We start from the raw sequence: 22940 nt of genomic DNA, 5'->3' as shown, positions 1-22940 counted from the left end.
AGGACACGACGATGAGCAGCAAGATCGTGGCGCGCGGTGTGCGCATGGATTACAGCGTACGCAACGATGCAGGGCAACGGGAAGACGTGGCCGTTTTGCGAGACTTCGACCTGGACATTCGCGACGGCGAGTTCCTTTCGGTGTTGGGGCCGTCCGGGTGCGGCAAGTCGACGTTTCTCAGCATCCTGGCGGGGCTCACCGACCGCACCGGCGGGAGTATCCGTATCGACGGCCAGCCCCTCACGGGCATCAACCCGCAGCAAGGCGTGGTGTTCCAGGGCTACGCGCTGTTTCCGTGGCGCACGGTGCTGGAGAACATCGAAGTCGGTCTGGAGATTCGTGGCGTGCCCAAGGCGGAACGCCGCCGCATCGCGCAGGAGCATCTGGAGCTGGTGGGCCTGACGGGCGCGGGTGCCCGCTATCCGCACGAGATTTCGGGCGGCATGAAGCAGCGTGTGGCGATCGCGCGCTCGCTGGCCTACAAGCCTGATGTGCTGCTGATGGACGAACCGTTTGCCGCGCTCGACGCGCAAACGCGCGAGATCTTGCAGGGCGAACTGCTGCGCATCTGGGAGCAGTACCGCAAGACCATCGTCTTCATCACGCACAGCCTGGATGAGGCCATTTTTCTGTCGGACCGCATCGCCGTGATGACGCGCCGGCCCGGCACCGTCAAGCAGATCCTGGAGGTGCCGTTGCCGCGCCCGCGCCTGCCGGAATTGCGCAATTCAGAGGCGTTCGTCGCGCTGCGCCAGCAGGCGTGGGACATCCTCAAGGACGAAGTGCAGTTTGCCAACCCGGGCGCCGCGCCCCGGCCGCTTGGCGCCACTGCCGATCCGCGGGAGCGCGCGGAAGGTGAAGCCGTGCTGCACGCCGCAGAGCACGACGTCCGCGGCCAGATTGCCGTTGCGGAGGCTGCACGATGAGCACGCGCAAGTTGACCGTCCGTCTTGGCGATCACGCATGGGGGTTGGCCGGCATCGTAGGATTTTTGCTGCTATGGGAACTGGTGCCGCGCCTGGGCATCGTGAGCGATGCCTACCTGAGCCCGCCGTCGCAGGTGGCCGAGGCGATCTGGCAACTCGCGCATAGCGGGGCGCTGCTCAAGCACGTGGCCGCGAGTCTGCAGCGTTCCTTGTGGGGCTTGCTGCTGGCCATCGCGCTGGGTGTGACGCTGGGCTTGCTGATGGGCTGGTTCACGCGCTTCGACGCGATTGTCGATCCCATCCTCCAGCTGTTTCGGCAGACCTCCGCATTTGCGCTGTTTCCGGTGTTCATCCTCTTTCTGGGGATCGGCGAGCTGTCCAAGGTGGCCATCATCTTCTGGGCCTCGTTTTGGCCGGTGCTGCTGAGCACGATCGGCGGGGTGCGGCAGGTCGACAAGTTGCTGATCCACTCGGCGCGCTCCATGGGCGCGTCGAACCTGTTCGTGTTCCGCAAGGTGGTGTTGCCGGCGGCCACGCCGTCGATCTTCACCGGCATCCGCCTGGCCGGCACGTATTGCGTGACGGCGTTGGTGGCAGCGGAGATGATCGGTGCGCATTCCGGGCTGGGCTTCCTGACGCTGAATTCGCAGGAGGTGTTCCAGATCCCGACGATGTATGCGGGCATTCTTCTGCTGGCCGTGCTGGGGCTGGTGCTGAACACCATCCTGGCATCGATCGAGCGGCGCCTGACCCGCTGGCGCAAGGGCCTGACGCTCAATGCCTGAGCGTGCGCCCACATGGCGCGTGCCAATCCTGACCGCGCCGATTGCGCAGGCACGGCGCCTGCGCAGGCCCTGGTTGGCTGCGCTGGGCATTGCAGCGGCAGGCGCGCTGGCCTGGTTCGGTGCGCCGGCACTGATGTCCCACGTTCCGCATTGGCCCGAGCGCTTGCCCTTGCCGATGCAGGCCTGGCTGGCACAGCGTCAAGCGGAGCCGGACTGGGCCGCATTGCCGCTGGGCCCGGTGCTGCGCGATGCGCAACGCAATGGTGAGCTGGTCGTCGCGGTGCGCGCCTATGCGCGGCCGGCCCCGCCCGGGGTGACCGCACCGATGGAGCCCGATCACTTTGATGCCGAATTCGCAGCCACGCTGGCGCAGCACCTGCAATTGCAATTGCGGCTGGTCAACCTGCCGGCAGACGGCCTAATGCCTCACGACACGCATGTCGACCTGATCGTCGCCGGCAGCCAACCGGCGCCTGCTGCGTGGCAGCCCGTGCCCACGGCGTACACCGGCGGGCAGGGCGCGCTGGTGGTGCTGCGCAAGGCTCCGTATCGCTTCGCCGCCGATCTGCGCGCACGTACGGTCTGTGTTGCACAGGGCAGCCCGTATGCCAGCGGATTGGCTGCGCGTGATGGCGCCATCCCCCGGCAATATCCGTCGGCGGTCCGTGCCATTTGGGGATTCCTTTCGGGCGAGTGCCAGGCGTTGGCAGACGATGCGCAAGCGCTGGCGCGGCTGGTGCAATTGCCGGAATGGCGCTTCTACCGCACGCTGGAAGACGACATCGCCCCGGACAACACTGCGGCGCAGATCGCCCTGCGCACCCGCGATGCCGTGTCTGCCGGCTATGTGGACCGTGCAGTGCGCGTCTGGAAGACCGGCGGTGCGCTGGCCCTCGCCCGCACACAGCGCGCCGGCGACATTGCCTTCGAGGTGAGCCAGTTGCAGGATGGGCTGGTCTGCCACAACTGACGGTATCGGCGGGCCTCGGTGGGCGCCGTCAGCCGCGGTGATCGAACTGGCGCGCCAGCCGCTCGCCGCCCAGCTGCACGGCCGTCACCAGCACGATGAGGATGGCGATGACGTTGAACATGACGGCGGTTTCGTAACGCTCGTAACCGTAGCGGATAGCGAGATCGCCCAGCCCGCCGGCGCCCACCGCACCTGCCATGGCGGAAGCGCCGATCATGGCGATGACCGTCACGGTGGCGCCGCCGATGAGCGCGGGCAACGCCTCGGGCAGCAGCACGTGCCGCACGATGTGCCAGCGGCGGCAGCCCATGGCGCGCGCGGCCTCCACCAGGCCGCGATCGACCTCATTCAGGCCCACCTGCGATACACGCGCAAAGAACGGAATCAGATGGGCGCTCAACGGCACCACGGCCGCCCACGTGCCCATGGTCGTGCCGACAATGAGCCGGGTGACGGGCAGCATCGCCACCAGCAGGATGATGAAAGGGATCGAGCGGAACGTATTGACCAGTACCGACAGCACGCGGTGCAGGCGCGGCCGGGACCGCAAGCCGCCCGGCGCCGACGTGGTGAGCACGATGGCCAACGCCAGGCCGACGACGAATACCACCAGGCATGCGCTGCTGACCATCAAGAGCGTTTCGCCGAACGCGCGCAGGTATTTTTCAAGCATGGGCGTAAGCGCGACCCGGCGGATCGGCCAAGAGGGCAACAGGTTTGGTGGACGTCATGCCAGAGCGTTGGCGCAGCGGACGCAGCAGTGCCAGCGTGGCATCTGCATGCGGATCGGCGAACACCTGATCGACCGTGCCGTGCTCGGCAATGCGGCCTTGATCGAGCACCAGGACGCGATCGCAGGCGTCGCGGATCACCGCCATGTCATGCGTGACCAGCACGACGGTCAGCCCCAGGCGCCGGTTGATGTCGCCAAGCAGCAGGAGAATCTGTTCGGTGGTTTCAGGGTCCAGCGCAGACGTCGCTTCGTCGCACAACAGGATCTCCGGGCGATGCACCAGCGCGCGGGCAATGCCGACGCGCTGCTTTTGCCCACCGGAGAGCTTCGCCGGATACACGCCGGCCTTTTCGGACAGGCCGACCAGATCGAGCAGCTCTGTAACACGCGGCCCGATGGCTTCGCGCGGCACACCCGCCACACGAAGCGGCAGCGCAACGTTCTCGAAAACGGTCTTGGCCGACAACAGGTTGAAATGCTGGAAGATCATGCCGACGCGCCGGCGGAGCGCGACCAGGCCGTCTTCGTCAAGGCGGCCGACATCGATGTCGTCGATGCGGATCGTGCCCGCGTCGGGGCGTTCCAGCATGTTGACCGTGCGCAGCAGCGTGGATTTCCCCGCACCGCTGCGGCCGATGATGCCGAACACCTCGCCGCGCGCGATAGTGAACGAAATGCTGTCGAGCGCGAGCGTGCTGGCGCCGGGGTAGGTCTTGCTGATGCGTTCGAACGCAATGTGCGGCATGACCGGGGCTGCCGTGTTCGGCAATGCAGTGAGGTGCGGCGCGAGCGGGGGCATGATCGGCTGCCTCAGAACGCCGGGATGACCGAGCCCTGGTATTTGCTCAGGATGAACTGGCGCACTTCTTCAGACTGATACGCCTTCACCAGCGGCGCCACCCACGGCGCGCTCTTGTCTTGTTCCCGGACCACGATCACGTTGACGTACGGATTGCGTTCCTTCTTCTCCACCGCGATGCCGTCACGCGTGGCAATCAATCCGGCCTGGTAGGCAAAGGTGTTGACGATGGCCGCCGTGTCGACGTCGGGCAGCGAGCGCGAAAGCACCACCGATGCACTCTCCACCCACTCGAGCTTCTTCGGGTTGGCCGTCACGTCGGCCAGCGTGGCCGTGCCGGTAAAGGGATCGAAGCCGTCGCGCAGTTTGATCAGGCCATGATCGCGCAGGATGACGAGCGCACGCGTCTGGTTGCTCGGGTCGTTGGGCAGGCCGATGCGGGCGCCCACCGGCAGGGCTTCGAGCGATTTGTATTTGCGCGAGTAGAAGGCGATGGGCGAGATGAGCGTGTTGCCTACCGTCACCAGCTTGTAGCTGCGTTGCTTGATCTGGTCGCGCAGGAAAGGAATGTGCTGGAACGCATTGGCGTCGAGATCACCGTTGTTGAGCGCCTCGTTGGGGCTTGCGGTGCCGGTGATGACGATGGGCTGGACCTTCAGCCCCTGCTTTTCCGCCACGCGGGTGACGACCTCCCAGATTTCTTCATCAACACCGCCGCGCACACCGACCTTGATCGGTTTGTCTGCCGCCAGCACGGAGCCGGCGCCCAGCGTCAGGGCAGTCGCAGCGGCCAGGAGGGCGTAAAAGAAAGGGCGTCGTTTCATGGGGCGGCTCGTGTGTTGTGAAGACGTGGCCCAGTCTAGAAGCGGCGTGCAGTGCTGGTCCACGAACAAAACCGAAGTAGCAAATTCGCAGCATGTTCACCGCCGTGAATCCGCATATCGAAGCAACGATTGCTTCGTTGGAGCGACACGGCATGGCCGGTATGGTGAGCGCTTGTCCAAGCGCCGAGGTTTCCCGTGAGCGACACGCAGGTACCGCGTCAATTGCACCTGAACGTCAACATCCTGCACTCCGGCTTTGTACCGTCGGCCTGGAGACTGGCCGAGAGCGATCCGTACGCCTTTGCCGACGTGCAGCACTACGTGAAGGTGGCGCGGATTGCCGAGGCGGCCAAGTTCGATGCCGTGTTCCTGGCAGACAACGCCGCCATCGTCGATCAGATCCACTTCAGGCCGATTACCGCGCTGGAACCTACCGTGCTGCTGGCCAGCATCGCAGCGGCCACCACGCACATCGGCCTGATCGGCACGGCGTCGACCAGCTACAACGAGCCTTTCAACATCGCCCGGCGCTTTGCCACGCTCGACCATGTGAGCGGCGGCCGCGCGGGCTGGAACGTGGTCACCACCGCCGATCTGCCGTCGGCACGCAATTTCGGCCGGGACACCGTGCCCGACCACACCGAGCGCTATGCCCGCGCCGATGAATTCACGAGCGTCGTCAAGGATCTCTGGAACAGTTGGGAAGACGATGCCTTTGTTGGCGACAAGGTCGGCGGCAGCTTTGTCGATGTGCGGAAGGTGCATCCCATTGCCCATCGTGGCGAGTTCTTTCGTGTGCAGGGCCCCTTGAACCTGCCGCGTTCTCCGCAGGGCTATCCGGTGCTGGTGCAGGCGGGCGGTTCGGCCGATGGCCGCGAGCTGGCTGCGCGCCACGCGGAGGCCGTGTTCTCCGCATCGCAAGGCTTTGAAGAAGCGCTGGCTTATGCGCGCGGACTCAAGGCACGCGCGCAGGCTTTGGGGCGAGGGCCGGAGGCGATTCGTGTGTTGCCCGGTTTGACCACCATCATCGGGGCCACGCAGGCGCAGGCCCGCGCGCGGCGCGATGCATTGGTCGACCTGATCCCATGGGATTACAGCCTCACGCGGCTGGCCGGCACGCTCGGTGTGCCGGTCGAGCGCCTGCAACTCGACGCACGCCTGCCGGACGATTTGCCGTTGCCCAACAACGGCAATGGCAATCACACGTTTTTCAACGCCACACTGGCATTGGCGCGCAGTCAGCAATTGACCGTACGCGAACTGATTCGCGAACTGGCCGGCGGTGGCGGGCACCGCGTGCTGGTGGGCACGCCCGAGCAGATCGCCGACGACATCGAACACTGGTTCCGCCACGGCGCGGCCGACGGCTTCAATCTCATGCCCGACGCCTTGCCGGGCGGGCTGCAGGACTTCGTCGATGGCGTGGTGCCCATCCTGCAGCAACGCGGGCTGTTTCGAACCGAATACGCCGGACACACGCTGCGCGAGCATTTCGGCCTCGCGCGGCCTGTCGGTCGCCCGACCAATCGCGCGGCTGCATAGCCGCTTTTATCGTGCTGATCTTATGAATACGCCACGCGATCTTCATCTCCCCGACCGCCTGCAGGAAGCCCTTGCCGAGCTGCCCGCCCTGGCCCAGCGCATCGGGACGGATGCCGCTGCACGCGAAGTGCGGCGCGTGCTGCCGTACGAAGCTTTTGCGCACTTTCGCGCGTCGGGCCTGGGTTTGCTGCGCATTCCCGTGGAGTGGGGCGGTCTGGGCGGCTCGCTCGTCGACCTGTTCGAGACGATCAGCACGCTGGCCGCTCACGAATCGAACGTCGCGCATGCGCTGCGCATTCATTACGACCTGACCGAGGTCATCCGTCTGTCGCCGCTCGATGCGTTTCACCGGACGCAGTTGGATCGGCTGCTGGAGGGCGCCCTCTTTGGCGGCGGTTCAACCGAGCGCGGCACGTCGCGCCCGGGGGAGGTGACCACGACCCTCCAGCGCGACGGCGCCGACTACCGCCTCAGCGGCCGCAAGTACTACACCACCGGCACGGCGTTCGCCGATTACGGCCGCTTCAATGTCAACGATGACGCAGGCGGAAACGTGCAGATCATCATTCCGGTCACGCGCGAGGGCGTGAAGGTGATCGACGACTGGGACGGGATGGGCCAGCGCATGACGGCCAGCGGCAGCATCGTGTTCGAGCACGTGCAGGTGCGCGCAGACGAGGTGGCCTCGCGCGTCAGCAGCTCGCTGGTGGGACGCCATACCGGTGCACTGCGCCAGTTGCATCTGGTGGCCGTGGCGGCAGGCATTGTGCGCAATGTGGCGGCCGACGCGCGGCGGTATGTGGTCAACCATGGGCGGCCGGTGTTGCACAGCCCGGCGCCGTCCGCGCGGGAAGACCACTTCATCCAGCAGGTGGTGGGCGACATTGCCGCACACAGCCATGCCATCGATGCCCTGGTGCGCGAGAACGCGCGCGTGCTGGATCGATCCGCCGACGCCATCCGCAATGAAGCGGAAAACGCCGACGCGCTGGTGCTGGAAGGCGCGCTGGCCACGGCGCAAACGCAGTTGGTTGTCGGCAAGCTGGCGCTGCATGCCGCGCAGCAGCTCTTTGAAGCGGGCGGTGCATCCATGACGGCGCGCGTGCACAACTTTGACCGTCACTGGCGCAACCTGCGGACGATCTTCAGCCACAACCCGTTGCTGCACAAGGCGCGGGTGGTGGGGGATTACCACCTGAATGGCCAAACGCAGCACCTGAAGGAAGGCCGCGTTTTCTGAGCATTGAGCCGGTGCTGCCCCAACTGCGCCGACCAGCCATGGCGGCCAGCGCTGCGGCCCAGCGCGTGGCGTGAACGGATGCGGGCCGGCAGGGCGCAGGCGCCGCGGCATGCGGCGGGAGGTACGATGCGCTTCTGTACCGGACCCGAATTTGCCTCTGCCATGTCTCTCCGCGCCTTGAGAACGCTCGTCGCCATCGCCCGCCACCGCACGTTTGCGCGTGCCGGCGAGGCCATCGGGCTCACGCAGTCGGCTGTCAGCCTGCAGGTGAAATCGCTGGAGGAGGAGTTCAACGTCCGCCTGTTCGACCGCTCGCGCCGCGAGCCCGCGCTGACAGAAGCCGGCCGCATCGTGCTCGCCCAGGCCGAACAGATCCTCGCCCTGTATGACCGCATTCCCGATGCACTGAGCGATGAGAAGGCGCTGGTCGGGCGGTTGCGCATCGGCGCCATCCAGACCGCGCTGTCGGGGCCGCTGCCCAATGCGTTGCTGGCTCTGCGGACGGCGCATCCAGGCCTGCGCGTGCACGTGGCCGCCGGCATGTCGGCCGAGCTTGCGCAACGCGTGGCCGATGGTGAGCTGGATGCCGCGATCACGTCGCACCCAGTGCGGCCGCATCCGGCCGAGCTTGTCTGGACAACGCTGTATGAAGACCGCTTCTGGCTGCTTGCGCCCGCCCAATATGCCGATCACGATGCGCGTGCGCTGCTGACCGAACTGCCGTTCATCCGCTTCGATGCGCAGGCCTGGGCTGGCCGCATGATCGCTTCTGAGCTGCGGCGCTTGGGCGTGCGGGTGCGTGAAGAGATGGTGCTGGACAACAAGGACACGATCGTGCGGATGGTGGCCAGCGGATTGGGGGCCGCCGTGGTGGCGCTTTCCGACTCCGAGTTGACGCAATTGCCGCCCATCGCACGACTGGCATTCGGGCAACCGCAATTGCATCGCGCGGTGGTTCTGCTTGAACACCAATCGCGGGCGGCGCAGCGCTTTACGCAGGCGTTGGCTGACGCCGTCGTCGCTTCTGCAATGAGAATTTCTCATTGATTGCCAGATAAATAACAATTATTGCTGCTGCGACCGCGTGATAGCTTGGTGGTGTTCCCGTTTTTGCAGAGCACCCGCATGCTGTTCCGGAAGTTTCCCTGCCTCTCGTCCGCAGTGCGGGCACACCGCTGTGCAGGAGCACGGCCATGACCGCTGCCATCCTGCTCGCGCTCGCGCCCGTTGCCCTTCTGGTGGCGCTCGGCCATTGGCTCAAGCGCTCCGCTTTCATCGCTGAAACCTTCTGGCCGCAGGCTGAGCGGCTCTGCTACTACGTCCTGTTGCCGTCGCTCTTCATGCATGGGCTGGCCACGGCGCACATGCAGGCCTTGCCCGTGCTGCCGCTGGTGCTGACGTTGATGGGCGCGACATTGCTGGTGGCCGTCGCGCTGATGCTGGCCCGGCCGTGGATGCAGGTGGACGGGGCGGCCTTCACCTCGGTGTTCCAAGGGGCCGTGCGGTTCAACAACTACGTCGGCGTGTCGCTCGCCACGGGCCTCTTCGGCGCCAAGGGGATTGCGCTGGCGGCCGTATGCAACGCAGCGATCGTGCCGACCGTCAATCTGCTGTGCGTGCTCGTTTTTGCGCGCTATGGGTCGGTGCGGCTCACCGGCCGCGCGCTGGTGCGTCAGATCGTGACGAACCCGCCGGTGGTCGCCTGCTCGCTCGGGATTGCCATGCAGCTGCTGGGGCTGCAGACGCCTGCGGCCATCGAGCCGGCGGTGCGCGCGCTCGGTCTGGCATCGATGCCGCTGGGGCTGTTGTGTGTGGGGGCCGCGCTCAACTTCAGCGGTGTGAGGTCGTGGGCGCAGCCGGTGATCGTGTCGTCGATCATCAAGTTCCTGGCCATGCCCGTGCTGACGCTGGCTCTTGGCCACGCGCTGGGCTTGACCGATGCCGCATTGATCGTGGCGCTGCTGTTCCAGGCGCTGCCCACCGCCTCTTCGTCGTACATCATGGCGCGCCAGCTGGGCGGTGATGCGCCGCTCATGGCCGGCATCACCGCCGCGCAGACGGTGATGGCCGCGGCGGCCATGCCGGCCGTGATGACGCTGCTGGCGCTCACACGCGGATTGCCCCAAGGGTTGCTCTCGGCGCTGTGAGCCGCATGCGCCGGTCGCCCCGATGCGCTACAGCTTCACCACATCCAGCATGGCTTGCACGAACGCCTTCGGTGCTTCCTGGGGCAGGTTGTGCCCGATGCCGCCACCGATGTTGCGGTGCTGGTACTTGCCCGTGAACTTCTTCGCGTAAGCCGACGGCTCGGGGTGCGGTGCGCCGTTGGCGTCGCCTTCCATGGTGATGGTCGGCACGGTGATGGCCGGGCCCGCGGCCAGGCGTTGTTCCAGCGCGTCGTACTTTGCTTCACCCTGCGCCAGCCCGAGGCGCCAGCGGTAGTTGTGGATGACGACGTCGACGTGGTCGGGGTTGTCGAACGCGGTGGCGCTGCGGTCGTACGTGGCGTCGTCAAACTTCCACGTGGGCGAAGCGAGCTTCCAGATCAGCCGGTTGAATTCCTTGCAGTTGGCGGCGTAGCCCTGCGCGCCGCGTTCCGTCGCGAAATAGAACTGGTACCACCACGCAAATTCCGCGGCCGGCGGCAGCGGCTTGCGGTTCGCCTCCTGGCTGCCGATCAGGTAGCCGCTCACAGACACCAGCGTCTTGCAGCGTTCCGGCCACAGCGCGGCGATGATGTCTGCCGTGCGCGCGCCCCAGTCGTATCCGCCAAAGTGCGCCTGCTTGATCTTCAGCGCGTCCATGAACGCGATGATGTCGGCGGCCAGCGCAGCCTGCTGCCCGTTGCGCGGCGTGTCTGCCGAGCGGATGCGCGTCGTGCCATAGCCGCGCAGGTACGGCACCAGCACGCGATAGCCCGCCGCCGCCAGCGCCGGTGCCACCTCTGCATAGCTGTAGATGTCATACGGCCAGCCGTGCAGCAGGATCATCACGGGGCCGTTCTTGGGGCCCAGGTCTGCATAGCCGATGTTGAGCACGCCGGCATCGATCTGTTGCAGCGCGCCGAACGGGTTGGCCTGCCCGCTCAGCAGCGTGCTTGCGCTGGAGGACGGTGCCGGTTGCGCCTGCACGAGTTCGGCCAGCCCGAGATCCAGCACACCAATGCTGGCGATGGTGGTGCCCAAGAGGCGGCGACGGCGAAGGTTGACGGGGTTCGACATGGGGGTTCTCTCTTTGTGGGGGAGGGGACAGCGGGTTAGTGAACGAGCGTGACCAGCGGCTCACCGGACTTCACGACATACGTCGCCAGTTCCGAGGCCTGCCCGCTGCCGACGTTTCTTGCCGAGTGCGCAACGCCGGCCGGAATGAACAGCGAATCGCCGGTCTTCAGCGTCACGGGCGGTTGGCCCTCCAGCCGGTATTCGATCGTGCCCTGCAGGACGTGGGCGATTTCCTCGCCGGGGTGGACATGCGCGGGGGCAAACGCACGCTCGTCAAAATCCACGCGCACTTGGAGGGTTTCGCGGCCGGGCGTGCTCAGGTCGTGATGGACGAGGTCGGTCCGATGCACGCCGGCGGCTTGCGCAAATGCGTTGTGCGAACCCAGCGCGCCTGCGAGTACGAGCAAGGTGGTGGTCAATCGATTCGGTTGCATGACGGCTCCAGTGGTCAACGGTGGTGACGAGGCGGTTCTTGCTCACCTCGTTTCCAGCATTGGGCGCCCGCGATGTATCCGGTCGGTTTCACGATGCCGCCGATTTGTATTGCTTTGTAGCAATGGGATCGATGGGAGGGGTTTTTGTATGCGTTTGTATCCGGTGGGTGCTCCGGTACACGTCCAGACAAAACGGGCAGCACGTCGCTACGTGGCGGATACGTCAGGCGCCTTAAATGCATTCCGTGGCCACGACGCCGGTCTGATGCCAAGCAAGGCACCGGCGGGCCGCACTCCCAACCCAACCGTTCAAAAGGAAAACGATCATGACCCGCAATCTCGCCAAGACTCTTGCTGTTGTTGCCCTCGCTGTGGCCGCTGCCGGTGCGCAAGCGGCTTCATCCGTCGGCGCTCGCGACCCGTACACCGAAGGCGCCCGCGCCGTGCAGAGCGCCGTGGACGCCTACACCGAGGGCGCGCGTTCGTCCGACGTCTATACGGACGGTGCGCGCTCCACCGACATCTACACCGACGGTGCCCGCAGCGCGAACCCGTACTACGACGGTGCGCACGCCTGACGCGGCGGCACGCGCAACCCCATCCCACTGAGAACCGAACAGACAACAAGGACGCGACATGTTCAACCGCAAAGCCGTTTCCATCGCAGTGCTGGCACTCGGCATGGCCGCCAGTGCGCCCCTGTTGGCCGCCACGACGGCCGACGCCGATCAACCTTCCGTCGTGATCGTGCACGGCGCCTTTGCCGATGGGTCCGACTGGGCCAAGGTGATCCCGCTGCTGCAGGCCAAGGGCGTGAAGGTGCAGGCGGTGCAGAACGGTCTGAACTCGCTGGCCGACGACGTGGCCGCCACGCGCCGCGCCATCGGCAACCAGCCGGGCAAGGTCGTGCTGGTGGGGCACTCATGGGGTGGCACGGTCATCACCGAAGCCGGCGCGGACAGCAAGGTTGCCGGCCTCGTGTATGTGGCGGCGTTTGCGCCGGACGCCGGCCAGTCGACGGAAGAGGTGGGCAAGGACTATGCGCCCGCGCCGGGCATCGGCAAGCTTGTCGCGGACGCCAACGGCTATCTGTCACTGCCCGCTGCGGCGCTGGCGAGCGACTTTGCGCAGGATGTGCCAGCCGCCCAGGCACGCGTGATGGCCGCGACGCAAGGTCCCATCAAGGCCACGGCATTTGGCGAGCGCACCACGGTGGCGGCATGGCAAAGCAAGCCGTCGTGGTTCATCGTCAGCGCGCACGACCGCATGATCCAGCCGGATCTGGAACGCGCCATGGCCAGGAAGATTGGCGCCAAGGTGACGACACTGCCGACGAGCCACGTGCCGCAGCAGTCGCGGCCGCAGGATGTGGCAAAGGTGATTCTGGACGCGGTGCACGCGGTCGAAGCGCGCAACTGAGGCCGCGCGTGTTGCCTGCGCGTCAGTTCGGGCGTTGGCCCATGGCGCGCAGAAAGGTCTGCTGCGCGGTCAGCAACTCGCGGTAGGTGAGCGCGCGGTAGTCAAGTCCATGGGCGCGCGCCACCTCTGCTACACGTGCGGCCAGCGCCGGATAGTGGCGGTGGCTATACGTCGGGAAGAGGTGATGCGTGAGGTGCCAGTTCAGGCCCCCGAGCCAGTAGCCGATCCACGCCGGTTGCGGTTGCCAGTCGCACGCGGTGTGGAATGCATGTTCGTGCCACGTGTGCGGCAGCTGGCCCGATTCGGGCGGCAGATAGAACGTCACGTCTGCCCAGTGCGTGCCCAGGATCAACGCGACCAGCACACATGACGCCAGCATCTGCCCCGCGAAGTAGCCGAATGCCACCCAGCCCCAGCCGAGGCCGAACCGATGTGCCACCCAGGCCGGCACCGCCACCGCAATGAGCAAGTGCAACGCCTTCGCAGACAGGAACGTCGCCCAGCCGCGCAGGCCGGGCAACACGCGGTCTGCCGCCAGCGGCGTGAGGCCAAGGCGATCCGACCAGTCGTAGATCCAGTTGATGTACGGCAGCGAGAGGGCGGCAATCAGCGGCCAGTAGCGATGCTGATAGCGAAACTGCGGATACCACGGCTGAAAGGGCGTTTGCCGCAGGAAGCGGTTTGCGGCGGTGTCCAGATCGTAGTGCTCCACGTTGGCATGCGCGTGGTGATAGTGCACGTGGCGCACCGTCCAGTAGGCCGGTTCGATGCCGAGCGGGATGGCGGTCACACGCGTCATGAGGCCATCCAGCCATGCCCAGGGGGAGAGCGCCCGATGCGCGCCGTCGTGCAGCACGTTCATGGCCAGCAGCATCGCGATGAACGGAAAGGCCATGTAGGCGAGCACGAAAGCCGTCGCGTGCGTGGCCGTGACCATGACGCCATACAGCAGCGCGGATACCACAACGAGGAAGGCGCCCTTGGCAATGAACTGCACATCGGCAAAGCGATGGTCGCCGTGCGCCTGCAGATGGTCGTGCGCGGCACGGCGCAAATCTTCGGCCAGCGACGAGGCGCGCGGTGAAGCGTAGCGGAGCTTAGCGAGATTCGGCATGCGGCGAAGAAGAGAGCGGCGATTCGGTCCGCAGCGCGTGCCACAGTCCGCAAGCAAGACCATGCAACCCAAGCGCAACCGCCAACGTGTCGGACAATGCATCGCCCGCGCCGCATATGCCGATCATCAACATGGGCAACGCAAGCGCCAGCAGCGGCCAAAGCCAGCGCCCCCAGCCGCGCCCATCCGACAGGCCGCCCAGCGCCAGCGTGAGGAGCAGGATGAGCACGAACCAGACCGCTTGCCAGTAGTGCCCGGGCCACAGGCCATCGGTGCGCACGTAGTCGATCACCACGCCAAACAGCAGCACACCGCCGGTGGCGATCCAGCCGGCGGGCGTGGCGCGCGTATCGCGTTGCAAATGCGGCGTGCGCAGCCCCAGCCATTGCAATGCCGGCACGACGTTGGCCCAGAACGGGTTGTCGCTGTGGGTGGGCTTGTGTACGCCGTAGCGGATCGGCACGTCGGCCAGCGCGCGTTGATAGGTGCCGAACAGCTTGTCCCACACGAGCAGCGTGCCGCCGAAGTTGCGGTCGATGTATTCCGGGTTGCAGCCGTGATGCACGCGGTGGTTGGCGGGCGTGACCATGATGCGGTCAAGCACGCCCGAGCGGCCCACCAGTCCGCAGTGGTTGTAGAACTGCACCGAGTAATGCAGACCCGACACCGCTACGAACATCTCCGGCGTGACGCCCAACAGCGCCAGCGGCACGAAGAACGGCAGCGATGTCAGCGACGACAGCCACGCGTTGCGCACGCCTAGCGACAGGTTGAAATGCTCGCCCTCGTGATGCACGGCGTGGATCGCCCACAGAAAGCCCAGCTTGTGGTGCATGCGGTGCAGCCAGTAGAAGCCGAGATCCCAAGCGACAAACGTGAAGGCCCAACCCGCAACCGGGTGCCAGCCATCCGCCCAATGCAGGCTGGCATGGCTATATAGCCACGTGAAGCCCGCGACTTCCACGCCGCGGCACAGCCACATCAGCACGTGGCCGGAGTTGAGGTTGAGGATGACGTCGCGCCACGGCAGCGGCTGGCCGCGCCACCATTTGAGCGCTGCCAGTTCCAGCAGCACGCAGCCGAGCATCAATGCAAGCGGCAGGGCAAAAGCATTCATGTGGACACCGGTTCGATGGAGAGCGTTGACGCGCGCCGCGCCAACCATAGACGGACAGCCGCGCCGCACAGCACGCCCACGGCCACGCCTGCCGACAGGTCAAGTGCGACGTGCCGGCGCGTCTGGATCGTGGCGTACAGGATGCCGAGCCCCCAGGCGGCCGCGAGCGCCGTGCGCATCGGCTTGCGCGAATCCGCGAGCGCCCACACCGAGAGCAGCGTCAGCGCCCCATGCAGAGAGGGCAGGCAGTTCTGGCTCGAATCCATGGCGATCAGCATGCGCTGCACGCTGCCGGGCAACGATGCATCCGCCAGCGGCGGGTAGTGCAGCGTGGTCGGCCACAGCATGAACACCGCACCGCTCACGAGCGCACTCATCTGCATGGCGCGTTCCAGCCAAGGCAGGCGCGACACGTCGGCCCGCAGATACGCCAGCGGAATCAGCACGAAGAACGACACGTACAGCCAGATGCCCGACGTGCTAAACGGAATGGCGCGGTCCAGTGCGGTTTCCGGCACGACCGTGCCAACGCCTTGCAGCGCTCCGCAGAGACCATAGACGAGGCCCACCGAACACCAGCCCAAGGCCATATGGCGCAGGCGCGTGGCAAGCGGGCTCATCGTGCCGCTCCTGGCGCCGCGAGCCGGACGATGCGGCGGCGCTTGGTGGTGAAATCGGTGGCGATGCGCTCGGGTGTGGCGTGCCACGTCACGCGCGATGCATCGACGCCCTGGCAGGCGAAGACATCGGCCAGGTGCGCCCGGCACGCGCGCGCAATGTCGGCGTCGGCCGGGTGAATGGACAACGCGAGCGTGTTCGCATCGGTCTGCACCAGGCGGTAATCCGCGTGCAGCGGCAGCGCCTGTGCCAGCGCCCGCGAACACACGTCGGCAAACAGCGTGACGGTGCCGCCGCCCAGCGCGGGCAGGACCAGCGTATCGTCGCAGCGGCCTTCGATACGCTCGATGGCCATCGCCGGGTTGCCGCAGGGGCAGGCGCCCAGCGCCGGGTCGCGGCGGATGAGGATGTCATCGAGCCGGTAGCGCACGATGGGCTGCGTGCGGCGTGTGAAATCGGTAATGACGGGGACGAAGCGGCGCGCGTCCAGCCATTGCGGCTCGATGTGCACGTGCGCTTCGTTCAGGTGCAGCGTGCCGTGCGGGCAGGTCGCGCCCAGAAAGCCTTCGGTGGCCTGATAGACCTCGCCGACGTTGCCAAAGGCCTGTGCAAGTAGTGCGCGGTCCATTGGCTCCAGCACCTCCGCGCCGGACAGTACCTGCACGGGCGCGATGTCGAGCCGGCCGGCAAGCTTCTCCATGGCAAGCGCACGCAGCACCTGCGCCGGCCCCACGATGATGGTCGGCTGCAATGCTTCCAGCGGCGCGCGGTGCGACTCGAACGGCGCAAACAGATCAAAGAACGAGAACGTCAGCCACGGGTTGCGCACGGCCGTGTACAGATTGCTGTTGGCGCGCAGGAACAGCGCGACGCGCTCGCCGTGCAACAGCCCGCGCGGCAGCAGCTTGGCGAGCAGAATGCCGGCCCACTGCGCACGCTCGGTCGGGCTCACGACGAATACGCCGCGTCCGCCGGAGGTGCCTGACGACAAGCCCACTGAATACGCACCGACCGTCGGCCGGAAATCGCGTGACTGCTCGGCCTGTTGCGCGCAGGCCAGCACGTCGTTCAGGCGCAGGCCGGCGGTGTTCATGGCGTCGAAATTGGCCATCATCGTGGCCTTGTCCATCAACGGCCATTCGTGCATCGGCTTCGATGCGAACGGGCGGAAATACGGGCTGCGAGTCAGCACGCGTTGCGTGAAGCGCGAGATCTGCCGCTGCTGGTGCGCTTCCAGCGCGGCGCGATCAGGCAGCCGCAGCCGGCGCGTTTGCCAGTACGACCACAGCAGGCGGTGCAACGCTGTCACAACGCCCCCTCGTGTGTGAGCAGGATGCGCACGTGGCCGCCCGCATCGAGCGCGTGCAGCTTGCGCAGCGTGTCGAAGTAGGCATGGCGGTCCTCCATGATCGAATACGCCAGTACCGACGGCCCACGCAGCTCCCGATAGCTCAGCGGCGACCAGGCGGCGTCGGCGGCCAGCAGCACCCAGCCTTCCTGCGTGCGCACGAACGCGCCAAGGTGCCCGGCGGCGTGGCCGGGCAGCGGCACGAGCAGCACGTCGCCGTTGCTGTTGGGCAAGGCCCAGGCGGATGCGAACGGCGCCAGCTCCGAGGGCAGCGCGACTTGCTCGAACTGTTCGACAAAGCGTGTGCGCGTTTCAAAATCTTCGGGAATCAGTCCGGGCACAAAAGCGCGCCGCAACGCGGAAACACCACGCAGCGCGCGCAGGTGCATCCATCCTTCGCCGGAGCAGATGACCGGCACGCCTGGAAAGTCGCGCAGGCCGGCAACGTGGTCGCCGTGGAAATGCGAGACGATCAATCCATCCAGATCAGCCGGGCGCACGCCCTGTTGCGCAAGCTGCGCCGCCATGGATTCCGACGTGTCGAAATACACGGGCGTGACCTTGCGATAGATCGCAAACAGGCCACTGCGCGTGTGGTCATGGAAATGCGAGGCGTAGCCCGTGTCCCACAGCCAGCGCCGCCCGGCGGCTTCGATCAGCCAGGCGCGTGCAGGAAACGCGCAGGTGCGCAGTCCCGCGCCGCGCAGCGCCACGCATGCCGTATGCGTGCAATAGCCGGCTTCAAAAACGGACAACGTTGCCATGTTCACGTAACCAGTGAGCCGTGCGGCGGATGCCTTCGGCCATGTCGATGGGCGGCACGTAGCCGAGTTCGATGCGCGCGCGGTCGTTGGCGAGCGTCATGTCGTAGTGGAGGGCCGCGGCGCTGTAGCGCGTGAGCAGCGGCTCGCGGTGCGTGACGGCGCTGCCGGCTTCCATGACGCGTGCGGCCAATGCCATGGCCGGATACGGCACCGCGCGGATGCGATAACGCAGGCCGAGCTGTTGCCCCAGCAGTTGATCGAGCAGATCGCGCAGCGTGGCAGGCGCGTGGTTGGTGATGTTGTAGGCGGCGCCGGAAGGCACGTCCGCCGAGGTGGCGCACTGCATGGCGTGCACAACGTTTTCCAGATAGGTCAGGTCCATGCGCGCCGCGCCGCCACGGGGCAGGGGCAGCACGCCGCCACGCAGCTCCAGCAAGTGCAGGATGCGCGGCAGGACCACGCGATCATGCGGGCCGAACAGCCCGCGCGGCCGCAGGATGACGAAGTGCGTGCGGTGCTGCGTGGCGACCTGCTGCTGGATGGCCGCCTCGGCCAGCATCTTCGTCGCCGCGTAATGATTGGCGAAGCGCGCAGGGCGATAGCTCTCGGGCAGATCGGCGTGATGCTGGTAGTCGAAATAGATCGACGGCGTGGAGATATGCACGAAGCGGCGGATGCCACGTTTGACGGCAGCTTCGGCGAGCGCCGCCGTGGCGCGCACATTGGCCGCGTAGAAGTCTTCATACGCGCCCCAGGGCGATGACAGCGCGGCGCAATGCCACACCGTGTCGACTCCATCGAGCAGCGCATCGAGCGTGGCCGGCGTCAGGCGTGCGAGGTCGGCCGGTACATAGTCCGCACCGCGTGCGATAAAGGCCTCGCGCTGCGCGGCATCACGCCCCGTCGCGCGTACGCCGGCGCCGTGTGCCAGCAGTGCATCGACCGCATTGCGGCCGAGCCCACCGGTGGCGCCCGTCACCAGCGTTGTCATAGCGTCAGCACCATGCCGCCGAGCGTCAGGCCCGCCGCCGTGCCGACCAGCAGAACCGGCTTGCCGGGCTCCATGCGTCGGGTCGTCACCGCTTCATGCAGCGCGGTGGGAATCGACGCGGCCACCTGGTTGCCGTGCTGCGCGTAGATATCGACCACGCTGGCTTCCGGCACACCCAGCCGTTTGCGCAGATGCTGCATGCCAAGGTGGCTCGCCTGGTGCGGTACGACGACATGCATGTCGCGCAGCGTGTATTGGCTGCCCGCGAACAGCCGATCGAGGAAACCGTCCATCAGTTGCGAGGCGAGCTTGAATACGCGCTTGCCGTCCATGTGGAACAGGTAATCGGTCGGTTGCGCACCGGTGCGCGGGTTGCGGCGCGTGCCGCCCGCGCGGATTTCGCAATAGGTTTTGCCGGCGGGGTAGGTCTCCATGCGGTAGGCGTGGATGCCCGCGCCGGATTGCGACGGTGCTGCCTCAACGATGACGGCTGCTGCGCCGTCGCCGAAAATCAATGCGGTCTCGGCGTCGTCCCAGTCGATGCCGCGCGAGGCGAGGTCGGACGCCACCACGGCAATGCGCCTGTACGCACCCGTGGTCAGGAGGCTGCCCGCCACATGCAGCGCCGTCACGAAGCTCAGACAACTCGCGTTGACGTCAAACGCAGGCGTGCCGGCCGGCAGCCCGGCGGGCTCCAGGATGTGCGCGGCCGTGTTGGGCAGCGCCTGTTCCTGCACGCCCGAGGCGGAGATCAGGAGGTCGATGGACGCAGCCGGAACATCGGCGCGGCGCAGTGCATCGCGCACGGCAGCGCCGGCGAGTTCCGACTGGTGCTCGGCCAGCGTGGCATGGTGGCGGACGTCGATGCCGGACTTCTTGCGCACGTACCCAGCCCGATGGCCGAGGCGGGCATCCAGTTCAGCGGACGTGACTTGTTGCTCCGGCAGCGCCTTGCCGGTGGAAAGCAGATGAATCGGCAGCATAGATGCGGGCACGCACGGGGTGCGCGGCCCTGTTCCCTCTTCCGGCTGCGGGCGGCGCGGGCCGCATGCCGCAGCGTAATGATCTTGTCTTGTTGTGCCGCGATTCTAGCGGGTGCGGTCCGCTCTGCCGGATGAAGATTCGTTAATAAAGGTGGCGTCTTCAGGCGCCATAGCTGCGCAGCCGATCGAGGTCGACGACCGTCACGCCGCCGTACTCCAGCCGCACCACGCCGTCCTTCTCCAGGGCCTTGAGCGACTGGTTGGCCACCTGCCGCGTCATGCCGGAAAGCAGGCCGAGTTCTTCCTGCGTGATCTCCAGGTGGTCGCCCGCGCCGGGGTAGAGCACCGGGTTGAACAGCGACGCAATGCAACGCGCCAGGCGCGGCGTGACATCCAGCAGCCGGTCGTATTCCAGCAGCGCCATGAAGTGCCCGAGCCGCTCGTTGAGCTGCTTCACCAGGAAGCGGTTGAACGCCACGCTGTTTTCCACCAGCCACATGAAGGTGGAGCGGTCCATGAAGGCCATGCGCGTGTCGCGCAGCGCAACGATGTCGTAGCGGCGCGGCTCGTTCTTGAGCACCGTGCCCTCACCAAACCAGCCGCCCGCCGGTACGCCCGTAAACGTGACGCTGCGCCCCTCAGGCGAGACCGTGCCGATCTTGATGAGGCCTGTGACCACGCCCGTCCAGCTCTCCAGCAACGTGTTTTTTGGACAGATGCAGGCGCCGCGCGCGTAGGTTTTCTCAACGATGCCGGCACAGGCGCGGTCGGCTTCTTCCGCGGGCAGATCGATGGACCACGCCGCGATATGCGCCAGCCGTGCGCGGCTGATGCCGGGGCGCGAGTTGGTGTCGTGCTCAGCCACGTTGAATGCCTACCGGCAGCGTGCTCACGCGCTGCGCTTCGGGCGTGGAGAGCCAGCCAGCGCGCAGGCTCTGCAGGAACATGTCGGTCGCGTCTTCACCCCAGAACAGTTCGCCGTCGTGCACCAGCGTCGGCACCCCGAACACGCCGAGCGCGATGGCCGCATCGGTGTGCGCACGCAGCGCGTCTTTCACGGCCGGTTGTTCGACAGCGGTTGTGCCTTCTGCAAAGCCGACCGCCTCGCACAGCGCGGCAAAGCCCTCGGGCGACGCCACATCGTTGCCGTCGCGCCAGATATGCCGGAACACCGCCCGCACGGCGTCGAGCGAGCCGCCCATCGCAATCGTCAGCCGCAATGCCTTGATCGGGTTGAACGGGTGGGCGGGCGGCATGCGAAACGGAATGCCGAGCTGCTGCGCGCGAAACAGCGCATGCCGATACGTGAACACGCGTTTGGCTCCGATCTCCGCCGGGCCTTTTTGCCCCCAGTGATGCAGGAGCGCACCCAGCACCAGCGGGCGCGGGCGGATGACGATGTCGTTCGCCTTCTGGAGCGCATCGAACTGCTCGAGCTGCAGGTAGGCAAACGGCGAGATGACATCGAAGAACCAATCGACGGTGGTGGGCATGGAGTCTCCTCAGGCTGCACGCATCTGCAGCAGCGGCGCCAGCGTGAAGGGCGCTGCCGTCATGGCGCGAATGTCGTCGAGTGTCGCATGTGAGAGGATTTCACGCAGCACCAGCCCCGTGTCGGTCACGTCGAACACGGCGTGCTCGGTGACGATGACCTTCACGCAGCGCCGGCCCGTGAGCGGCAGCGTGCAGCGCGGCAGGATCTTGGAGTTGCCGTGTTTGTCGGTGTGCGCCAGCGCAGCAATCACCTTGCGCGTGCCGTAGCAGAGGTCCATTGCCCCGCCAATGCCGGGCCACCATTTGCCGTTGCGATCGCACGCCCAGTTGGCGAGGTTGCCCAGCGCGTCCACTTGCAACGCGCCGAGGATCGTCACGTCGATGTAGCCGTTGCGCATCGCACCGAGCGAGGTGGCGAGGTCCATGAGCGCCGCGCCCGGCATCAGCGTGATGGGCTCGCAACCGGCGTTGGTGAGGTCGCTGTCGACGGCGTCCAGCGGCGGGCGTCCGCCAAAGCCGAAGGCGCCGTTTTCGGTATGGAAGATGACGCCGGCATTGGCGTCCAGATAGTTGGCCGTGAGCGTGGGGATTCCCAGGCCCAGGTTGACGACTTCGCCGGCGCGCAGTTCCAGCGCGCAGCGGGCGGCAATGCGTTGCTTGGGCGTTTCGGGCAGGGCTTGCATGGCGGTCTCCTCGTTGTGGGTCTGACGATCACGCTTCGGCAGCGGGCAGGCGGCCAAGCTTCGTCCAGTGGTGCCTGTACAGCGCGTGCTGGTCGTCCAGCGACAGCCCCTGCACCACCGCATTGACGAACACGCCCGGGCAGCCGACGCGCTCGGGCGGAATCGTGCCCACTTCGACGATCTCGTTCACCTCGACGATGGTGTAGTCGCCGGCCATGGCGATGTCGCGCTGGTTCTGCAGTGCCGTGCCGCGAAACTCCACGTTGCCGAAGGTATCGGCGCGCCAGCCCTTGATGATCGACACGTCGGCGCGCAGGGGCGGCTCCACGAAGCACGTCGTGCCGTCGACGGTGAGCGTCTGCTTGGGGGCGCCGCGCTTGGGAAACATCCCGGGCTGGTCGAGGATGCCCACGCCCACCGGCACGAGGGCGCCGCCCAGGCCCAGCGCGCCGGCGCGCACTTTTTCCGCCCAGGTGCCCATCGGAAAGAACTCGGCCACGCGCACGGAGTCGGTCAGGTAAGCCTGTGTCGATTCGTCGGTCGTGCCGACGTGCGTGCCGATGAACTCGGCCAGTTGGCCCGAGCTGAACAGCCGGGCTTTGAGAAAGCCGCCGCGCAGCCCCGGCGTGTTGGTGATGAGCGTGAGCTGGCCGATGCCGCTGGCGAGCAGCGCCTCGATGCAGCAGGCCGGCTCGCCGGCGCCCACGAATTCGCCCAGCATCAGGCGGCTGCCGCTGCGGACGTGGGCGATGGCCTCGTCCACGGGAAGGACTTTGTTGGCGTAGCGCATGTGGTGTCTCCTAGGGATCGCCCTGGCCGCGCTGGCCGAGCGGGTCTGCGGCGCAGTGTAGGAGCGCGGTTTCTGCCGCGATGTCTTCTGCATGACATTTGCTTCGTAAGGTTTCGCAAAGGCCAATCCTTATAGTTGTGACGCA

The 22940-nt window shown here is 66.5% G+C and carries 24 protein-coding genes and 1 pseudogene; 9 read left to right on the top strand and 16 right to left on the bottom strand.

The window, feature by feature from the left end; genetic code table 11:
* Nucleotides 1-11: 11 nt before the first annotated feature.
* Genes N511_RS0111105 through N511_RS24125 form a run of 3 tightly spaced genes read left to right on the top strand, consistent with a single transcriptional unit; the run spans nucleotide 12 to nucleotide 2681 of the window.
* Nucleotides 12-926 carry an ABC transporter ATP-binding protein gene (locus N511_RS0111105; RefSeq protein WP_027679352.1) on the top strand — a complete coding sequence of 305 codons (915 nt, stop codon included), beginning with the start codon at nucleotides 12-14 and terminating at the stop codon, nucleotides 924-926.
* Nucleotides 923-1711 carry an ABC transporter permease gene (locus N511_RS0111100; protein ID WP_027679351.1) on the top strand — a complete coding sequence of 263 codons (789 nt, stop codon included), beginning with the start codon at nucleotides 923-925 and terminating at the stop codon, nucleotides 1709-1711. Before N511_RS0111105 ends, N511_RS0111100 begins: the two co-directional genes overlap by 4 nt.
* A gap of 19 nt (nucleotides 1712-1730) precedes the next feature.
* A complete protein-coding gene (locus N511_RS24125) occupies nucleotides 1731-2681 on the top strand; it encodes a transporter substrate-binding domain-containing protein (RefSeq protein WP_155954043.1) in 951 nt (316 codons plus the stop codon).
* 28 nt (nucleotides 2682-2709) lie between these two features.
* On the opposite strand, the gene N511_RS0111090 is transcribed toward N511_RS24125, so the two are convergent.
* The 3 genes from N511_RS0111090 to N511_RS0111080 are packed head-to-tail and all read right to left on the bottom strand — an operon-like array spanning nucleotide 2710 to nucleotide 5037.
* A complete protein-coding gene (locus N511_RS0111090) occupies nucleotides 2710-3354 on the bottom strand; it encodes a methionine ABC transporter permease (protein WP_027679350.1) in 645 nt (214 codons plus the stop codon).
* Entirely contained in the window at nucleotides 3347-4213 is an 867-nt protein-coding gene (locus N511_RS24120) for an ATP-binding cassette domain-containing protein (protein WP_081785358.1), read from the bottom strand. The genes N511_RS0111090 and N511_RS24120 overlap by 8 nt, the downstream gene beginning before the upstream one ends.
* A gap of 11 nt (nucleotides 4214-4224) precedes the next feature.
* Complete coding sequence (locus N511_RS0111080) at nucleotides 4225-5037, bottom strand: MetQ/NlpA family ABC transporter substrate-binding protein (RefSeq protein ID WP_027679349.1); 813 nt, start codon at nucleotides 5035-5037, stop codon at nucleotides 4225-4227.
* A 195-nt stretch (nucleotides 5038-5232) separates the two neighbouring features.
* Between N511_RS0111080 and N511_RS0111075 the strand changes: the two genes are divergently transcribed.
* The 4 genes from N511_RS0111075 to N511_RS24115 all read left to right on the top strand — a co-directional run bounded on the left by N511_RS0111075 (nucleotide 5233) and on the right by N511_RS24115 (nucleotide 9966).
* Nucleotides 5233-6579: an LLM class flavin-dependent oxidoreductase gene (locus N511_RS0111075; protein WP_027679348.1), complete on the top strand. Its 1347-nt coding sequence runs from the start codon at nucleotides 5233-5235 to the stop codon at nucleotides 6577-6579.
* 22 nt (nucleotides 6580-6601) lie between these two features.
* Nucleotides 6602-7819 carry an acyl-CoA dehydrogenase family protein gene (locus tag N511_RS0111070; protein WP_027679347.1) on the top strand — a complete coding sequence of 406 codons (1218 nt, stop codon included), beginning with the start codon at nucleotides 6602-6604 and terminating at the stop codon, nucleotides 7817-7819.
* Between the two features lie 162 nt (nucleotides 7820-7981).
* Nucleotides 7982-8866, top strand: coding sequence for a LysR family transcriptional regulator (locus tag N511_RS0111065; RefSeq protein ID WP_027679346.1), 885 nt, complete (start codon nucleotides 7982-7984; stop codon nucleotides 8864-8866).
* 146 nt (nucleotides 8867-9012) lie between these two features.
* The gene (locus N511_RS24115) at nucleotides 9013-9966 is read left to right on the top strand and encodes an AEC family transporter (protein WP_051530904.1); all 954 of its coding nucleotides are present in this window, start codon (nucleotides 9013-9015) and stop codon (nucleotides 9964-9966) included.
* A gap of 27 nt (nucleotides 9967-9993) precedes the next feature.
* Here N511_RS24115 and N511_RS0111055 read toward each other — a convergent pair whose 3' ends face one another.
* Nucleotides 9994-11040 (bottom strand): alpha/beta fold hydrolase, encoded by a 1047-nt coding sequence (locus N511_RS0111055; protein ID WP_027679345.1) that lies wholly within the window; start codon nucleotides 11038-11040, stop codon nucleotides 9994-9996.
* Nucleotides 11041-11075: 35 nt separating this feature from the next.
* Nucleotides 11076-11474: a cupin domain-containing protein gene (locus N511_RS0111050; RefSeq protein ID WP_027679344.1), complete on the bottom strand. Its 399-nt coding sequence runs from the start codon at nucleotides 11472-11474 to the stop codon at nucleotides 11076-11078.
* Between the two features lie 326 nt (nucleotides 11475-11800).
* On the opposite strand from N511_RS0111050, the gene N511_RS0111045 reads away from it, so the two are divergent.
* Nucleotides 11801-12052, top strand: coding sequence for a hypothetical protein (locus N511_RS0111045; RefSeq protein ID WP_027679343.1), 252 nt, complete (start codon nucleotides 11801-11803; stop codon nucleotides 12050-12052).
* 58 nt (nucleotides 12053-12110) lie between these two features.
* On the top strand, nucleotides 12111-12893 hold the full coding sequence (locus tag N511_RS0111040) for an alpha/beta fold hydrolase (protein ID WP_027679342.1): 783 nt from the start codon (nucleotides 12111-12113) through the stop codon (nucleotides 12891-12893).
* A 22-nt stretch (nucleotides 12894-12915) separates the two neighbouring features.
* On the opposite strand, the gene N511_RS0111035 is transcribed toward N511_RS0111040, so the two are convergent.
* The 11 genes and pseudogenes from N511_RS0111035 to N511_RS0110985 form a co-directional block, all read right to left on the bottom strand.
* Nucleotides 12916-14007 (bottom strand): acyl-CoA desaturase, encoded by a 1092-nt coding sequence (locus N511_RS0111035; RefSeq protein ID WP_027679341.1) that lies wholly within the window; start codon nucleotides 14005-14007, stop codon nucleotides 12916-12918.
* Nucleotides 13991-15124 (bottom strand): sterol desaturase family protein, encoded by a 1134-nt coding sequence (locus N511_RS0111030; protein WP_027679340.1) that lies wholly within the window; start codon nucleotides 15122-15124, stop codon nucleotides 13991-13993. Before N511_RS0111030 ends, N511_RS0111035 begins: the two co-directional genes overlap by 17 nt.
* Nucleotides 15121-15744, bottom strand: coding sequence for a phosphatase PAP2 family protein (locus N511_RS0111025; RefSeq protein ID WP_027679339.1), 624 nt, complete (start codon nucleotides 15742-15744; stop codon nucleotides 15121-15123). Before N511_RS0111025 ends, N511_RS0111030 begins: the two co-directional genes overlap by 4 nt.
* Nucleotides 15741-17051, bottom strand: a complete 1311-nt coding sequence (locus tag N511_RS0111020) for a F390 synthetase-related protein (RefSeq protein WP_027679338.1) — start codon at nucleotides 17049-17051, stop codon at nucleotides 15741-15743. Before N511_RS0111020 ends, N511_RS0111025 begins: the two co-directional genes overlap by 4 nt.
* Nucleotides 17048-17854, bottom strand: coding sequence for an MBL fold metallo-hydrolase (locus N511_RS0111015; RefSeq protein ID WP_027679337.1), 807 nt, complete (start codon nucleotides 17852-17854; stop codon nucleotides 17048-17050). Before N511_RS0111015 ends, N511_RS0111020 begins: the two co-directional genes overlap by 4 nt.
* On the bottom strand, nucleotides 17832-18845 hold the full coding sequence (locus N511_RS0111010) for an NAD-dependent epimerase/dehydratase family protein (protein ID WP_027679336.1): 1014 nt from the start codon (nucleotides 18843-18845) through the stop codon (nucleotides 17832-17834). The genes N511_RS0111015 and N511_RS0111010 overlap by 23 nt, the downstream gene beginning before the upstream one ends.
* The gene (locus tag N511_RS0111005) at nucleotides 18842-19828 is read right to left on the bottom strand and encodes a 3-oxoacyl-[acyl-carrier-protein] synthase III C-terminal domain-containing protein (protein ID WP_037026608.1); all 987 of its coding nucleotides are present in this window, start codon (nucleotides 19826-19828) and stop codon (nucleotides 18842-18844) included. The genes N511_RS0111010 and N511_RS0111005 overlap by 4 nt, the downstream gene beginning before the upstream one ends.
* Before the next feature lie 160 nt (nucleotides 19829-19988).
* Entirely contained in the window at nucleotides 19989-20693 is a 705-nt protein-coding gene (locus N511_RS0111000; protein WP_027679334.1) for a Crp/Fnr family transcriptional regulator, read from the bottom strand.
* Nucleotides 20686-21312: pseudogene (locus tag N511_RS0110995) on the bottom strand (2-hydroxychromene-2-carboxylate isomerase); the annotation flags it as partial. The pseudogene N511_RS0110995 and the gene N511_RS0111000, both read right to left, overlap by 8 nt.
* Nucleotides 21313-21330: 18 nt before the next feature.
* A complete protein-coding gene (locus N511_RS0110990; RefSeq protein WP_027679332.1) occupies nucleotides 21331-22005 on the bottom strand; it encodes a 3-oxoacid CoA-transferase subunit B in 675 nt (224 codons plus the stop codon).
* A gap of 28 nt (nucleotides 22006-22033) precedes the next feature.
* On the bottom strand, nucleotides 22034-22795 hold the full coding sequence (locus tag N511_RS0110985) for a CoA transferase subunit A (RefSeq protein WP_027679331.1): 762 nt from the start codon (nucleotides 22793-22795) through the stop codon (nucleotides 22034-22036).
* Nucleotides 22796-22940 lie beyond the last annotated feature (145 nt).

The organism is Ralstonia sp. UNC404CL21Col, from assembly GCF_000620465.1.
GTDB lineage: Bacteria > Pseudomonadota > Gammaproteobacteria > Burkholderiales > Burkholderiaceae > Ralstonia > Ralstonia flatus.
This window is presented reverse-complemented; position numbering and strand designations above follow the sequence as displayed.

Bases quoted from the DNA above. Each gene is read 5' to 3' on its own strand.
- N511_RS0111090 (WP_027679350.1), bottom strand. From the start codon at position 3,354: ATGCTTGAAAAATACCTGCGCGCGTTCGGCGAAACGCTCTTGATGGTC.
- N511_RS0110990 (WP_027679332.1), bottom strand. From the start codon at position 22,005: ATGCAAGCCCTGCCCGAAACGCCCAAGCAACGCATTGCCGCCCGCTGC.
- N511_RS0111045 (WP_027679343.1), top strand. From the start codon at position 11,801: ATGACCCGCAATCTCGCCAAGACTCTTGCTGTTGTTGCCCTCGCTGTG.
- N511_RS0111105 (WP_027679352.1), top strand. From the start codon at position 12: ATGAGCAGCAAGATCGTGGCGCGCGGTGTGCGCATGGATTACAGCGTA.
- N511_RS0111050 (WP_027679344.1), bottom strand. From the start codon at position 11,474: ATGCAACCGAATCGATTGACCACCACCTTGCTCGTACTCGCAGGCGCG.
- N511_RS0111080 (WP_027679349.1), bottom strand. From the start codon at position 5,037: ATGAAACGACGCCCTTTCTTTTACGCCCTCCTGGCCGCTGCGACTGCC.
- N511_RS0110985 (WP_027679331.1), bottom strand. From the start codon at position 22,795: ATGCGCTACGCCAACAAAGTCCTTCCCGTGGACGAGGCCATCGCCCAC.
- N511_RS0111015 (WP_027679337.1), bottom strand. From the start codon at position 17,854: ATGGCAACGTTGTCCGTTTTTGAAGCCGGCTATTGCACGCATACGGCA.
- N511_RS0111055 (WP_027679345.1), bottom strand. From the start codon at position 11,040: ATGTCGAACCCCGTCAACCTTCGCCGTCGCCGCCTCTTGGGCACCACC.
- N511_RS0111070 (WP_027679347.1), top strand. From the start codon at position 6,602: ATGAATACGCCACGCGATCTTCATCTCCCCGACCGCCTGCAGGAAGCC.
- N511_RS0111100 (WP_027679351.1), top strand. From the start codon at position 923: ATGAGCACGCGCAAGTTGACCGTCCGTCTTGGCGATCACGCATGGGGG.
- N511_RS0111010 (WP_027679336.1), bottom strand. From the start codon at position 18,845: ATGACAACGCTGGTGACGGGCGCCACCGGTGGGCTCGGCCGCAATGCG.
- N511_RS24120 (WP_081785358.1), bottom strand. From the start codon at position 4,213: ATGCCCCCGCTCGCGCCGCACCTCACTGCATTGCCGAACACGGCAGCC.
- N511_RS0111065 (WP_027679346.1), top strand. From the start codon at position 7,982: ATGTCTCTCCGCGCCTTGAGAACGCTCGTCGCCATCGCCCGCCACCGC.
- N511_RS0111035 (WP_027679341.1), bottom strand. From the start codon at position 14,007: ATGCCGAATCTCGCTAAGCTCCGCTACGCTTCACCGCGCGCCTCGTCG.
- N511_RS0111040 (WP_027679342.1), top strand. From the start codon at position 12,111: ATGTTCAACCGCAAAGCCGTTTCCATCGCAGTGCTGGCACTCGGCATG.
- N511_RS24115 (WP_051530904.1), top strand. From the start codon at position 9,013: ATGACCGCTGCCATCCTGCTCGCGCTCGCGCCCGTTGCCCTTCTGGTG.
- N511_RS0111005 (WP_037026608.1), bottom strand. From the start codon at position 19,828: ATGCTGCCGATTCATCTGCTTTCCACCGGCAAGGCGCTGCCGGAGCAA.
- N511_RS0111030 (WP_027679340.1), bottom strand. From the start codon at position 15,124: ATGAATGCTTTTGCCCTGCCGCTTGCATTGATGCTCGGCTGCGTGCTG.
- N511_RS0111025 (WP_027679339.1), bottom strand. From the start codon at position 15,744: ATGAGCCCGCTTGCCACGCGCCTGCGCCATATGGCCTTGGGCTGGTGT.